Origin of the sequence: Colwellia sp. MB02u-10, assembly GCF_014077185.1 — a bacterium.
Classification (GTDB): Bacteria; Pseudomonadota; Gammaproteobacteria; order Enterobacterales; family Alteromonadaceae; genus Cognaticolwellia.
This window is the reverse complement of record NZ_JACGVK010000135.1, coordinates 158236-173395: the sequence shown is the minus strand read 5'-3', so window position 1 is coordinate 173395 and position 15160 is coordinate 158236. Positions and strand designations below refer to the sequence as shown.

At 36.4% G+C, this 15160-nt stretch carries 13 protein-coding genes; 10 read left to right on the top strand and 3 right to left on the bottom strand.

Annotated elements, in window-relative coordinates; translation table 11 throughout:
* Positions 1-467 precede the first annotated feature (467 nt).
* The 4 genes from H4J59_RS16535 (at position 468) to H4J59_RS16520 (ending at position 3454) form a co-directional block, all read left to right on the top strand.
* Positions 468-1499: a DUF4062 domain-containing protein gene (locus H4J59_RS16535; RefSeq protein WP_182241105.1), complete on the top strand. Its 1032-nt coding sequence runs from the start codon at positions 468-470 to the stop codon at positions 1497-1499.
* 121 nt (positions 1500-1620) lie between these two features.
* Positions 1621-2292, top strand: coding sequence for a hypothetical protein (locus H4J59_RS16530; RefSeq protein WP_182241104.1), 672 nt, complete (start codon positions 1621-1623; stop codon positions 2290-2292).
* A 240-nt stretch (positions 2293-2532) separates the two neighbouring features.
* Positions 2533-2700 (top strand): hypothetical protein, encoded by a 168-nt coding sequence (locus H4J59_RS16525; RefSeq protein WP_182241103.1) that lies wholly within the window; start codon positions 2533-2535, stop codon positions 2698-2700.
* Between the two features lie 22 nt (positions 2701-2722).
* Positions 2723-3454, top strand: a complete 732-nt coding sequence (locus tag H4J59_RS16520; RefSeq protein WP_310733217.1) for an FRG domain-containing protein — start codon at positions 2723-2725, stop codon at positions 3452-3454.
* A gap of 297 nt (positions 3455-3751) precedes the next feature.
* Here the strand turns inward: H4J59_RS16520 and H4J59_RS16515 are convergent, their stop codons facing one another.
* From H4J59_RS16515 to H4J59_RS16505, 3 genes are all read right to left on the bottom strand, one after another.
* Positions 3752-5638, bottom strand: coding sequence for a DEAD/DEAH box helicase (locus H4J59_RS16515; RefSeq protein WP_182241101.1), 1887 nt, complete (start codon positions 5636-5638; stop codon positions 3752-3754).
* Between the two features lie 246 nt (positions 5639-5884).
* Complete coding sequence (locus tag H4J59_RS16510) at positions 5885-7003, bottom strand: PQQ-dependent sugar dehydrogenase (RefSeq protein WP_182241100.1); 1119 nt, start codon at positions 7001-7003, stop codon at positions 5885-5887.
* Positions 6993-7460: a hypothetical protein gene (locus tag H4J59_RS16505; protein WP_182241099.1), complete on the bottom strand. Its 468-nt coding sequence runs from the start codon at positions 7458-7460 to the stop codon at positions 6993-6995. Before H4J59_RS16505 ends, H4J59_RS16510 begins: the two co-directional genes overlap by 11 nt.
* A gap of 343 nt (positions 7461-7803) precedes the next feature.
* On the opposite strand from H4J59_RS16505, the gene H4J59_RS16500 reads away from it, so the two are divergent.
* From H4J59_RS16500 to H4J59_RS16475, 6 genes are all read left to right on the top strand, one after another.
* Positions 7804-8469: a DUF3047 domain-containing protein gene (locus H4J59_RS16500; RefSeq protein ID WP_182241098.1), complete on the top strand. Its 666-nt coding sequence runs from the start codon at positions 7804-7806 to the stop codon at positions 8467-8469.
* 335 nt (positions 8470-8804) lie between these two features.
* Entirely contained in the window at positions 8805-9386 is a 582-nt protein-coding gene (locus tag H4J59_RS16495; RefSeq protein WP_182241097.1) for a carbonic anhydrase, read from the top strand.
* A gap of 315 nt (positions 9387-9701) precedes the next feature.
* On the top strand, positions 9702-10193 hold the full coding sequence (locus tag H4J59_RS16490; RefSeq protein WP_182137929.1) for a gamma-glutamylcyclotransferase family protein: 492 nt from the start codon (positions 9702-9704) through the stop codon (positions 10191-10193).
* Between the two features lie 344 nt (positions 10194-10537).
* Positions 10538-10903: an adenosine deaminase gene (locus H4J59_RS16485; RefSeq protein WP_182241096.1), complete on the top strand. Its 366-nt coding sequence runs from the start codon at positions 10538-10540 to the stop codon at positions 10901-10903.
* A gap of 5 nt (positions 10904-10908) precedes the next feature.
* Positions 10909-12732, top strand: coding sequence for a DUF4105 domain-containing protein (locus H4J59_RS16480; protein ID WP_182241095.1), 1824 nt, complete (start codon positions 10909-10911; stop codon positions 12730-12732).
* A 589-nt stretch (positions 12733-13321) separates the two neighbouring features.
* Entirely contained in the window at positions 13322-15157 is a 1836-nt protein-coding gene (locus tag H4J59_RS16475) for a nitrilase-related carbon-nitrogen hydrolase (RefSeq protein WP_182241094.1), read from the top strand.
* The last annotated feature ends 3 nt before the right edge of the window (positions 15158-15160 follow it).

The following is a 15160-nucleotide window of genomic DNA, read 5'->3' as shown; positions in this document are numbered from 1 at the left end:
AATACAGCATTTAACTTTCCTGTTGGTATTAATGGTATTAATGCTGCTTTGGGCATTAAATAAACTCCTGCGCCACTAATTTCTTAGAGATTTAGATTGATACTTTATGTAAGCAAAAGCCGGTATTATTTTATTACTGTGGTAAGGCTTTAGCTGGATTACAAAGCACCCACCGATAAGATTTCACCTTACGACATGTGCCTTGATGTAGCTTTGCTAACGATTGTACAAGAGATTTAGTTGTATAATAGTTTGCTCTTGAACAAGTTAAGTCATTTTTTGAGAGAAAGAAGGTATGGTGACTTCTTTCAACTTTGGGCAAAAACCCTAGAACTTGTTAATTCTTTGAAAATCATTGGATTAACCGTTAAGGTTAAACTCAATAAATTATAAAAGTAGGCATGGTATCTTGCTTAAATAAGGTACCATACCTCCCAATAAGCAGTTATAACGATCAGGAGTCTTCAGTGGCATCCCCAAGAGTTTTTATTAGTTCAACTTGTTATGATCTCAAACATATAAGAGAAAGTTTAAAATACTTCGTTTCTAATTTGGGATACGAACCAGTATTAAGTGACGATGGAGACGTTTTTTATAACCCTTTAAAACACACTCATGAATCTTGTATTGATGAAGTTTCAAACTGTCAAATGTTTGTTCTAATTATTGGTGGGCGATATGGTGGTAACTTCGTTAATAGCAGTGAATCAATTACGAATGAGGAATACCGAATTGCTTTTAAGAACAACATCCCTATATTTACGATAGTAGATTCGTCTGTATTAGCCGATCATCATTTGTATCAATCTAATGCCAAAAACAACGAAATAGATCGAGATAAAGTAAATTATCCGGCTTCCGATAATATAAAAATATTTGAATTTCTAAATGAAGTAAGAAAGCACTCAGTTAATAATGCAATTAATCCGTTTTCTAATTTTCTAGATATTGAAACATATTTGCGTAAACAATGGGCAGGTATGCTCTTTGATTTTCTAGCTAAATCTAAAAATGAGACTCAATCATCACTAACTAATAATTTATTATCCGACTTAGCCTTAGCAAGTAAAAAAACAGAAGAATTATTGAAGTTTGTGTACACCAAACTTGATGAGGCAAATGCTGAAAGTATTATAAATACAATATCAGAAACCGTAAATGCGGAGAAATTTGTAGAACTAGTTTTAAAAATAACAAAAGGTGACAAGTTAGAAGATTCTAATATTGAGAGATTGATGAGTACATCTCTGGATACTACTTGGTATCAATATTTAATTAATTCCGCAGGCTTTTATACAACCGAAGAATACGATCATGAAGGTAACAATGAGTTTGTCGTACTTTGGTATCCGGGGAATGGCCATGGCCAGTCAATTATGAAAATGGTAGATGGGCAATTTGTCTCAGATTGTCATCAAGACTATGAAGCTGCCTTTGAATCATTAAAAGCTTTAAATGAAAAGAAAAGAAAAGAAATTTTAGAAAAATTGGTCGATTAAAAATTGTTATATCAAGTTACTCAAACGGACGCTAAACAGTTGGTTCAGTTTCGCTTAGCTACATATTATAGCCAACCATTTTTTTGTCTCTTAACGAGGCGTTATAGAAAAAGAGTACTCTGTGGGTAAAACAAACACTGAAGAATCACAAAAACTTGCAAGAGAAAGTACTGACTGCTCTTTTCTTCTTACACATCTTATCCGACAGAATGATGATAAAACTGAAGCTGATGCACAAAATATTTTAGATTTAATTCTAGATATTCACAATTCTCAGCCGAATCCATTATTAAAATCTTCACGTACTGGCTGGTACAGCTCTGCAAGCGCCAAATATTTTAGTGCTGAAACCTGTCAACTTAATAATGCAGGAGCCTATAATTCAGTATGCTTTACTGAGTCAACTCTTTCAGGACTGAAAGCACATAGAGATATGTTTGGAGCAAAATACGGACTTTCTTTCAATAGAGAGTTTTTATTATCAAAAGGTGCAGCTCCCTGTATCAATATTCCGCATAATATTTTCAAAAAAGAAGTCATTTATAAAAATGATTCATACCCTCGTAAAGTATTTAACTTTATTCCAAAAGAACTTCATCCTTATATTAATCTAATGAGTGAGTCATTTGATGCTAGCCATGAAAGAGAATGGAGGCATCACTATGACATGGAATTCTCTTGGTCTGATATAAGGTTTATATTTTGCCCAGAGAGTGATTTTGAAACTTTTAGTAAAATACAAATTAATGGCCTGCCAACTTTATTTGACTTAACTTGGCTTGATCGTGTTTAGCTACAAGCCTGCTTATTATTCGACAGTTATAGATACAAACCCTAATCCAAAGCATTATTTGACACTAGTTTCCTAATGTCTCGAATGTGGCAAAAGCGACGGTTAGCTATGAAATAAAAATTCATAACTGCGTGACTACATATGGTCTACATGATTGATTTTATTTTTCTTAGCTCGCTGATACTAAACGAGTAAATAACATTAAAAAATAATAAGTTGTTATAGATTTTAGGAGGATTGGTGATTGATCATAGATATTGGTATTCCGAAGAGATAAATACAGAAAAAGAGTTAGAAGCACTTATTGCATCGTTGGTAAGTTACTCTTCTTCAAAAACACCCTCCCCCCTTTTTAGGGGGCAAAGTGATGCTAACTGGATGATAAAAAAACTATTACCGAACCTTTAAAAGTAAATTTAATTTACCATCGATTACTACATTTAAAGATTTAACCAAATATCTAGACTCTGATACGATTGATACAGATTTCAGCCAGACGCATGATCAAATGATTGCGGAGTTTGTTTCTATTTGCATTAATGAATTAGGGATCACTATTGCTCACCCCGAACATTCAGCACTGTTGGACTCAAATTTCTACCTTGCACTAGCACAGCACTATGGTCTACCAACGAACTTACTCGATTTGACCGTATCTCCACATGTTGCTCTATTTTTTGCATTCGACTATGCAGATGATGTTAGGTATGAGTCTGATTATGTCAGCTTGTATCAAACTCATACAGTTGATTGGGTAAATACTATTAATCATCATGCTTGTAAGTCATACCATGGATATGATAAAAACATTAAAAAGATGGCGGAACTTACTACTGAATATAATTTCTCATCTAGTTCAGTCTATTTTCCTCGGCTAAGCACACCAAATAATGAATATAACCTTAGAGTGGGTAATCAAAAAGGGTTTTTCTACTTTAATAATGATGCTGTACCGTATGATATTGTAATGTACCGTTTGAGAGAGAGAACTCCATATCAAGAACGAAGAATTTTGATTAATCGAGACTTAAAACCTATTACCCATGATTTACTGAATAGAGCAGGAATCAACAGGAATTTCATTTATCCAAGTCATAATGTTGATCCGTTGCAAGACAAGATTAAAAAAATAAGTGAAAATTTAATAGAAAAATATTTATAACAATAGAATACGGTAATTTTTCAATACTAAATCTAATGTAAAGTAAGTGCTACGACATTGAAGCTAATGTCGTGTTTGTGGCAACTACCGACCTTATCGATTGTACTATTATGTCAGGGCCTATTTTCTAAATTGTCAGATCAGATATAAGCTACTACGTTTAAGTTGAGAACTTCATTTCCAGTAATAACTACTCAAGTGGCAATTTTATTGAATAAAACCAGTGCCCATATTCGTCCCGCCAAATTCCAAGAAACCGCTATTCGCAAGATAGCGGTTTTTTATTTAGTCATTGTTTTATTTGAGCTCATTGGCTTTTCGGTATTTACCTTGATAGTCAAAAAGTCTGTTTTTAATACGCCAGTAGAATTTTTGTTTTCTGGCAATGACAAAATCTGGGCACGGCAATACGTTAGCTAACTTTAAGGCTTGTTCAAGATTAGTCACTTCAAAGGTCTCCGTTGAACCCAGTTGAACACTGATTTTAGCGCTAAGGCGTTTAGAAAATATATCATTGAACGCTTTAACTTGATGCGGCTTAGCGAAGTCAAAAGATTCATTGAGTTCAGCGCCTTCCTCATCATGGTAAGTGATTTTTAACTTATCAGCTCCCTTATCATTAACTTTCGCTAAATTAAGACCTGCGCAGCGAATAATTTTTGAATCTTTAAGTTGCAGTGCTTTTTTTAACATATCATCGGGGTCAACTAAGACCTCAAGGCACTGTAAGCAGTTACGAGCAGCTATGTCATTTTCACCACCGCAGTGAGGGCATTCTTTAAATACAAAGCGATAGTCACATTGGATCTGGCTTTCTACTAGGTATGCTTGCTCTTCATTTGGAGCATCGACGAGGCCTTTGCATCGTCGGCCGTAGTGTTCCACTAAATAACCATCATCATCACAAATGCCCCAAAATATATTGGGAAATTCACAACTTGGGCAAACAACTTGAACCGGCTGACTTTTACTATTCGGCTTTTTCTCACCGACTTCGGGATGATAGAGGTCAAAATCATTGCCCGTATAGTCAATCACCAAGCAATCTTTTTTGTTATCACTCAAACGCAGACCACGACCGATGATTTGCTGATAGAGACTAACTGATTGTGTTGGACGTAATATTGCAATCATATCGACATGGGGCGCATCAAAGCCAGTGGTTAATACTGAAATATTAACTAAGTATTTAATTTCTTTACGTTTGAATGCCTTAATTAACTTATCGCGTTCAGTGTTGTCGGTAGCCCCGGTAATTAACGCACTAAATTTGGCGGGTAAATAACTAAAGACTTCCTTTGCATGCTCAACTGTCGCGGCAAATATCATAATACCTTGACGTTTATGGCCTAACTCGATGACCTGTTCAATAATGCCTTGCGTCACCCGGGGATTTTTGTTTAGTAGATGATTAATATCCGTAGGACTATATTCACCAGAGGCGTTTGCTCGCAGGCTACTAAAATCATAGTGTTCTATGGTGGCATCGACTAAATTGGGTTCGGTTAAATACTGGCGTTTAATTAAGTAGCTTAGCGGTAGTTCATAAATACAGTGCTCAAAAGGTCGCTTTTCTTCACTTCGCATAAAACCACGATAATGCTTTTTATAAATCCAGCCCATGCCTAAACGATAAGGGGTTGCGGTTAAGCCCAATAATTTTACCTCGGGATTAACTTGCATCAATTTTTCAATGATTTGTTGATACTGATTACTGTTGGACAGCTTGCTTGCAGTTTCTTGTGACTGCTCTTTTACTTCGTTTTTGGATTCGCTTTTAGCTTCGTCTTTAGCCAGCTCAGCGCTAGCCAAATTAACTCTATGACATTCGTCAATAATAATTAAGGAGTAGGGCTCATTGAAGTCATCTAGATTTCGGGCCGCCGATTGTATGCTGGCGAACGTGACTTGGTGCTGAGTTTGTTTTAGTTTTAATCCCGCAGAATAAATACCGGCGGTAACACCATAGCTTTCATATTTTTGATGATTTTGCTCGACCAATTCTTTAACGTGAGTGAGTACGAGTATTTTTCGCTTTGCCAAGCGAGCAAGCTCGGCAATGACCAGACTTTTACCTGAGCCTGTAGGTAAAACAATCACCGCAGATTCGTTGCTTTTTCGAAAGTGTTTGAGCACCGAAGAAACGGCTTCTTGTTGATAATCTCTAAGTTGAAAAACTGCCACGCAGTGCTACTGCCTTATAGGGAACGGATAGCCGCTATAATAGCAAAAGAGTAGATAATTCTAAAATTTAAAGCCAACTTTAAGCCTTTATTAGTTTGCGCAGGCTAATCTAGAGAGTAGGGTTTAAAAATAATATGCTGCGCATAACTTTGCATACCAGTGCCCATACTCGCCCCATTCTGCCCGCCAAACGATAAAAAAACCGTTTATTTGTTAATCAGAGTGGGGGTGATATTTTCATTATGTTTATAAATTAGGGGATAACTTTAATAACTCTCCTTGAGGGCTATCAGTTAGAATATAAATATAGCCGTCAGGGCCGGTTCTAATATCACGGATCCTTTGTTTTCGCTCAGCTAACATGGTTTCTTGTTCTACCACTTTATTGTCTTCTAACTTTAAGCGTCTGACACTTTTTCCTGCTAGAGCAGCAACAAATAAATCACCTTGCCATTGGGGGAAAATATTACCTTGATATTCTGTCATGCCAGCAGGTGCTATAGAAGGCACCCAATAGGTAATGGGTTGCTCCATTCCTTTTGCTTCAGTAAAAGGAGAGATCAAGGCACCTGAATAATCTATGCCATAAGTAATGGCTGGCCAGCCATAATTAAGACCTGATTTAATTAAATTTAATTCATCACCCCCTTTAGGCCCATGTTCATGCAGCCAAACTTTTTTAGTTTTGCTGACTAATATTGCTTGCGGGTTACGATGGCCATAGCTGTATATTTCAGGTCTTGCATTTTTTTGACCGACAAATGGATTGTCTTTAGGAATAGTACCATCGGTGTTAATTCTTAGCACTTTTCCTAACATGCTATTAAGGGATTGTGCTTCTTCACGAAAATTAAAACCATCACCCGCGGTTATCAGTAGTGTGCCATCAGGAAGAAAGGCCATTCTAGCGCCATGATGATGGGGAGTATTTCTACTAGAGCCGGTAAATATCACTTTAGATTGTTGTAGTGACATGTTTTGTAATGTGGCGCTGATCACTTGAACAAAGTTGTTGCTGGCTGTGCCACCACTGTAAGATATATAAAGTTTTTTGTTTGTTGCAAAGTTAGGGTCTAAAACAATATCGAATAGTCCCGCTGGGCCCTCGACATAAATATCAGGTAAGCCAGAAATTTTTTGCTCAAGTAACTTACCATCTCTGATGACTCTTAGGCTTCCTCCGCGCTCTGTCACTAACATATCATTGTTAGGTAAGAAGGCAATTGACCAAGGAAACTTCAAATTTTCAACGACAGTTGATACTTTATATGCTTGAGTTTGGGTTTCTGCATAAATAATAGTGCTAGCAAGAAGTAAACATAAACTGATGCTAAGTTTTTTAAAGATATGATGATTATTTATCATTTTGATTACCTTGAGTTATTAGCTTAATTTTAGTGCGCGATGTTAGGAGGGCGAAAAGCCATGCAGAAAATATACAACAGCAAGTGGTTAAAAATAGCCCTAGTGGAGTGCGTGTAGAAGCAATTATTGTTAAGCCCATAATATATTGAATAAGATACATCGTTAGAGGAAAGGTAGTACATCCAGAGGCAATATACCAAGCCATTCTATTACCACCGATACATTGGTGGGCATATTTAGCCAAAATAAAACCAATCAAAAAGCCAATTGAAATCAATAAATACAGCACTGGAGCTAGTCCGATTATGTCTTTAATCGTGGCATCTAAACGAACCGCCCAAGGTATGCTAAGCCCAAATGATTGCACGTCGGCTAATACTATTTGTGTCGACACAATACAAACAAGCAGGGTGGCCGTTAAGCTAGTACAAATAAAGAGTATGATGGTTTTTAACATAAATTGACCTTTGTTGAGTTCAGTAAATAGGTACACAATATTAAGTAACCTGTTAAATATACATTTTTTATCAGCTTATTATCATATTCTTATAAAAAATTTTAGAATGATGAGGTTAAGTTACCTAGATATTATTTTAATGGCACTTTTGTTGTATAAAATAAATAAAACAGCCAGCCATGATTGAACCCCAATGATAGAAAAATTAAAATGGTCAAAACGTAAATGGTATTGATTGTTAAAAAGTTCAATGCCGCTAAAGTGTTACTATGAATACATAAAAATACCAACGGGTTATTCTACCCGTTAGTTATACAACTCAGTGGCGTGATAGGAAAATTATATGCTTGGATGGATTATTTTACTGTTTAGTCTAATCACTTGTTTTAATGCTAAATCTTCTACCAATTTAACCTCATTAAATAATAACGGTATTGCACTGTGGCAAGCTAAAGTATTCTCTGGCAAATCTATTTACACTATAAACCAGCATCAAGGACGCTTGGCACTGCAAGCACTCAGTCAGAGTTCTGCGTCTGGATTGGTGTTAAAAAATAAAATTGATCTTACGATAACGCCTTACATAAACTGGAGTTGGTTAGTAGAAAAAACCTTACATGGGTTAAACGAACGTAGTAAAAGTGGGGATGACTTCGTCGCTAGAGTTTACGTTGTCATCGATGGTGGCTTTATGGTTTGGAAGACCAAATCATTAAACTATGTGTGGTCGAGTAATCAGGCTAAAGGTTTGGTTTGGGATAATCCCTTTGCGGGTTCAAGTGTCAAAATGATGTCTGTCCAAGGGAAGGAATCTCAAACCGGTAAATGGTACGAAGAAAAGCGTAATGTATACCAAGATTTAATTGATACATTTGGTGATCAAGGTAGTGAAGAAGCAAACCTAAAAGCTTATAACTACGTAGACATTATAGCTATTATGACAGACACCGATAATAGTGGCAAAAAAGCAGAGTCTTATTATGGTGATATTGTCTTTAGCACCAAGTAATTATTGGCTAATAATTACTTTAAAAATAATTAGTTAACCCTTATTTTACTATGCAGTTTTAGGCGATATTTTCTATCCACTTAAGTTAACCTAATGTTTTTTATAGATATAAGTAAATACGAACAGAGCTATACGCACTTAGCTGCAGTAAAGCACCTTTAGACGTCATTGCTGGTGTAAACCTTTTAACCGCCCTAAGAGTATATTAGGTGGAGGTTATCAAAAATATAGCTATGTAGATCTCAATCGATGAAATTTTTGTGACCAACATTTGTTTCCCTTATTGTCGCAGTGGAAACAAGCGTAATATAAACGGTCTACCAAGGGAGAATAAGATGAGTAAAATTGTAGATGAAGTAAAATCCGCCAATGCTGATTATGTCGCTGAATTTGGGGATAAAGGTGATTTGCCAATGCCTCCTGGTAGGCAGTTTGCCATTTTGACCTGTATGGATGCACGCTTAGATCCAGCTAAATATGCTGGCCTTGCTGAAGGTGATGCACATGTCATTCGTAACGCAGGCGGCAGAGCAAGCGATGATGCTATTCGTTCATTAGTGATTTCTTATAAATTACTAGGCACAAAAGAATGGTTTGTTATCCATCATACTGATTGCGGCATGGAAACATTTTCAAATGAAATAATGGCAGATTTACTCTCGAGTAGCCTTAAAACCTCAAGCGTTGATGCTTCTGGTTGGCATGACAGTAAAGCCGGTGGCGGTACAACTGATGGCAAGTACATTAATTGGCTCACCATTAGTGATCAAGACAAAAGTGTTTTGGAAGATGTTCAAAGGATCAGAAGTAATTCAATGGTGCCCAGCGACATTCCCATTTATGGTTATATTTATGACTGTAAAACGGGCAATCTTAATGAGGTTGTTGAAGCCACAGAAGCTGGAAAGGCAAGTTAAATAATTAAAAACAATCTTATTGATTTTATTGCTATTTTACCAGATTAAAACAACCGAATATGGCGTTATTTATTTAATAAGTAACGCTGCATAGATGTAGCTTATTAGACAATTCAGGAGCTTATTGTCCTGAAAACAAGTTATTAAAATAAATGCCTTATATTTGGTTTTTTTCTTGAGTATAAAGTAGGCCAGATAATTAATGAAACGGGTATAACAAAACGCTGTACTTTAACAGCACAGAAAAAACAGTACAGAAAATTTATCCCCACATGCACAACAACTAAATGTGTTATTAACTGCACAGGAGAATTGATGAAGTATTTTGCATACGGTTCAAACATGTCGATTTTAAGACTTCAAGAGCGGGTACCAAGTGCCAAAAGACTTGAAACAGTAACGCTTAAAAACCACCAATTACGCTTTAACATGAGTGGTACTGATGGCTCTGGAAAGTGTGATTCTTTTCAAACAAATAATACCGAAGACACAGTCATTGGCGCTCTGTTTGAGATAAACAGAGCTGAAAAAACAATTTTAGATCGCGCTGAAAGCTTAGGGCATGGATACGATGAAAAAATAGTTTTTGTACAAAATGACTTAGGTGAAGTCTTTGATGCCTTAATATACTGTGCAATTAATATAGACGATGCATTAAAACCTTATTCTTGGTACCTCAATCACGTCATTATCGGAGCAAAGGAAACCAAACTGCCTGCTGACTACCTTGCTGTAATTGAGTCTATTGTCTGTTTAGAAGACCCTGATAAAACCCGAGACGCAGAGCAACGTGCAATGTACAGTTAACAAAAAATTAAACATGGGCCTGTAATAGTTTGCTTAGGGAACTATTACTTAGCCTGTTATTTTTTTTAACACCTAATTTATAATATAAATTCAACCCTGAAATTTAAAGTGTTAGCTGATATATTTTGCAACAAGTTAGCTAATTTGAGCATAATTAATATAAGGCTAGACCCCACCACTCTTTGGTAAAATCAAACCTACCTACTGTTATAAAACCACAAGTAATTGTTTTATAGTCTAATAATATTAGATTAAATAATCTATTTTTCTTTCAAAAAATAGTTTTAGTCTGTATCATCTCGTTGCTTTTTTTGTAAGCCCTAATGAATAACAAGGAAGAAAAAATGAAGAACAAAGCTTTAGCCGTATTAACCGCGTCAATTTTTTTAGTGACTGGTTGTGCAAGCATCACTAGTTCTGAAGAACAATCCATCAATGTTACAACAAGCAATAATAAACCTGCTGAAGTAACTGTTGATGACAAAACTATTACCGCTCCAGGTATGGTTGTAGTCTTGCGTGATGGTAAAGATAAAGTTGTTAAAACTACAGCAGAAGGTTGTGACAATACGACGCTTGTAAAGAAAAGTATTACACCTATATTTTGGGGTAATATTGTAATTGGTGGTTTACTTGGTTCAACAACCGACGGTGCAACCGGTAAAATGTGGGACTATGAAGAATCAGTAGTAATAAGCTGTGCTGAATAGTTAAATTGATCTTAAAAAGAATAAGCTGGCTATTGCCAGCTTTATATATTTTCCTTAGCGCTAGTGCTAATGGAATGAACTTTCAAGCTGCGGCAAGTAAAGCAGCAGAACTTAGACTTTATGAAAATCCAAAGTGGATATCTCTTCTTCACATAAAAAATGATTCCCCTCAAATTAAAGACTCTGATTTTATTTTGAGTGCTGAGAAGTTTTCACCAAAAAATGAACTTGATGAAACATTATCCCTTTTTTTTGATGATTATTCTGACGCCAAATGTAGATTTCCAGCTCGATATTTTTTTTTAAATTATTATATTAAATTCGATACTGCGGAACAGAACAACCAAGCAGAATGCGAGGAATTACAGAAATATAAAAACTACGTTCCTTTTGATGACATTAATTTAATTTATGCATCGGAAGTGGTTTCTTCCGCTTCAAGTATGATGGGGCACTCATTTTTGAATGCCAAGGGCAAGAACCTAAACCAAACGTCTGTTTCCCATTCCATATCGTTTTTTACCGAACTAGACAGTTTTAATCCAGCTGCTTTGATTTATGACGGCCTCGTATCAGGTATGGATGGATTTTTCATCGTCAGACCTTTTGAAAAAGACTTGAATCATTACTCAAAAGTTGAAGGTCGAAACGTTTGGTCTTATACACTTGATATTAACGACTTCGATCGAACATTAATTAAATTACACATATGGGAGCTTAAGAATATTGAAATTGAATATTTATTTCAGTCCTATAATTGTGCAACGTTAACGCTTTATATTTTGTCACTGGCCAATCCAAATCTGATAAACGAAGATATTCTTTTTGTCAGCCCATTAGATGTAGTTAAAGCAGCAGAAAAATATGGCATGATAAAAAACATTGGCGTTGAATTATCTGATGACTGGGCGTTAAAAATGTTAGAGCAAGAGATTCAACCTGAATTAGGTGGTAAAATTGAGTCTCTCGTATTTGAAAACCAAGAATTTTCATTTGAAAAACTTGAACCAAAATCAAAGCGTATCGCAGTAGAATATCTATCTTACCTGATAAAAAATAAAGTGATAAAATCAAATCTAACCACTAAGCGACTTTCAAAGCTATCAGACATTGTTGATTTTAATATAGATAAATCACTTGATTTTGACTTGTCACAATTCAAAAATCCAATTAATACAAAGCAAGACTCTATATTAACATCCTCTCTTGTCTTTGACTCTGAAAATACCGCGATAGACTTGTCATTCCTGCCAGCGTCACATTATTTGTATGGTGACAATAGGCAATATTTCTCCGAATCAGAGCTGGTCATTGGTGAGTTGACAGTCCGCTTAACAGAAAAAAGTAACCACCTAAAGGTACAATCTCTCACGTTTTACTCTTTTAGAACCTTGACTCCTAGCTCTAAAATTGTGCCTAAATATTCAGGCAGTTTTTTTATGGGATATCGACAAATACTCGATCGAAAGCTTAATGAAAATGGCTTTTTTGATCTATCGGGTGGCATGGGGAAAAGTACCAAAGTTCACAAAGATATATTGCTTTTTAGTAACCTAGAAGTTGGATTAGCAGTGAACACTTCTGATGTGTTTTTTTATGCTAAGCCATCAGTTGGTGCAATAATCAATGTTATTGCCGATGGAAAAATTGTAGTGGAATACCAGTTAAGTGCCGGTCAATATGACACAAAACACATTACCCAAGCGTTATCGACAAAATATGCCTGGTTTGGCATAAAAAATTGGACATTCCACTTAGCCCATAAAATATATAAATCTTCTTTAGCAAAAAAAAATGAATTTCAATTGGCTGTGAGTATGCATTTTTAAGTAATCAGCCAAATTAACTTTCTCATCTAGCCAGTCAACATATGTACACAGATAAGTGATAGAAACGAAAGACCTGACCGCGTTATTACTTCTCGTCACCTTCTTATTGCTATAGGCTAATAAAGCGTTACTTTTACGAGTCGCGTTTGTTTGGCCATTATTTGTAAAATACAGCCTTAAGCTTGGTCGAGCTATAGTGTCTAGTAGCACTGTATTTTTATCGCTGTGTTTTATTGCTTTGAGCGGGTAACAAAAGCTTTCAAAGCTCATTGATATTAATGAGCTTTTTTTTGCCTATTCATAAGCCTATTCATAACCCTGTTAAAGGGGACTAAGGTTAGCTGTTACTAGGTTTTTAGCTTTAGTTGCTGTTTTACCCCAATAGGTTATTGGTGGCTAAATGACTATAAATTTGAGTGTATTGCTCATATTTAGTCCAGTTTTATTAAGTTATTACTCACTTGAGCTGTTTTTCCTGCGAACAACAAGGTCACAAACTTAATGTAAATGATATAATCTCGCGGATAAAGTGTCATGTTGTGACAATACTCAATTAAAAAATCCCCTAGTTATCTGGAAAATATAAATCATGCGCGTCACCGTATCTCAGTTTGCCACCGCTTTAAATGTTCAAGAAAACCTAGCAAGCTGTGTTCGCATGATAAATCAGGCGGCGGTTTGCCAGCCATCGTTAATTGTTTTGCCTGAATTTTGTAATACTCAGTCTTCATACGTCGATCATAACCAAGCTTGGCATCAAGCGTTAGCACTTGATGGGAATTTTTTACAACAGATAGCACAGCAAGCGAAAAAGCATCATTGTTATATTATGCTCAGCGTAACACTTCGCCAAGACCTGATACGCGATCACCAAAATCCGGCGATTAAATCAAATATTAGTGTTACCTCCTGCTTGTTTTCACCGCTCGGAGAGCTTATTCATCAAGCCGATAAACAAGCGCTGACAGGCCAAGAAAGTGATTTTTTTATTAGCACCAATAAAGTTTCTAACGTTGTAACAAGCCCTTTTGGACAACTTGGGCTGTTAGCCGGTAGCGATGGTATTAGCTTTGAACCATCACGCGCGCTTGCCTTAGGCGGGGGGCAATTATTATGTAATTCGCAGAGTTCATTTACATTAGATCAAAGCCATTTACATGACTTGGCTCGAGCAGTTGAAAATAATATCTTTGTCGCCACAGCAAATAAAATTGGTTCGCTGTGGCAGCCAGAGTCATCACAACAATGTTTACAAGAACACTCAAAAGAACACTCACAAGAGCAAGAACAAGCATATGCTGCAGCAGAAAGTGACGATTTTTCAAGTCAAAGTTCAAGGGCTGAAAAGCACCCGATGGGCGTTGGCCATAGCCAAATAGTCTCTCCTAATGGCAAGGTGTTAGCAAAGCTAGATCACAATGAAGAAGGGTTTGTTTTTGCTGATATCGACTTAGCTGGGGTAGGGTTGAGCAACAAATTGCGTCCTGATGGTACCAAGCTTATAAAACAACGACGTCCTGAACTTTATCAACAGCAAAAAATAGCCCTGCAACAAGCAACTGCAACTGAAGCAACACTTAATTATACTGTGCCAGAAACGGCTAATGTCGCGATATTTGCCACCTATAAGTCTGACGAGCAAGCTATTGAAGATGTTTGTCATTACATTGAAAACAACCTTAGTGACATTATTCAACTACCCGAATTATTTTTTATCGCAGATAAAGCAATCACTCATAACACTGAGCAACTCGCTCAGGTGGCCCGTTTGTGTACTGCGCTCATTAAACAAATCAGTGCGGTGTTAAGACCTTTTCAATATGTGTGCACGAGCTTAGTTATTGATGGAGCGCATCATGCTGTGCTAATAAGCGAACAGGGGATATTTGCAACACAACAACAGCTACATTTTTGTCAAAGATATCAATGGACAGCATTAGGAAGTGAGCTAAAAATTATAGAACTGCCGTTAGAGCAAGGCGTGATCAAGCTTGCTATGCTAACGGGTGATGACGCGAATATACCTGAAATGGTTAAGCTGGCGGCTTTAAACAATATTCAGGTATTACTTGTCCCGTTCGATATTCAAGAAGCAAGTGAGGTTGAATTTAGCTTGTTATCTTACGCCGCTGAACATAAAATTTGCATCGTTGCGGCCAGTCGTGAGAAAAGCTTTGCCGAAGCTGCTCCTGCCGATGCTTCTGGTAAGAACCTTGATACAGCTAAGGGTAGCAGTTCAAACAAAAAAAAAGTAAAACAGAAAAAATCCACAGGATTAATTGCTAATGTCCCGGCAGAGTCAGCCTTATTAAATCCCTGGCAGTCAGATAAATTTAATGGCTATGTCAACCAACCCTTGGTTAAGTATCAGCATGGTAAAATCACCAAAGCTGTTATTTATCCATTGCTAAGATTAAAAAAATAAAAT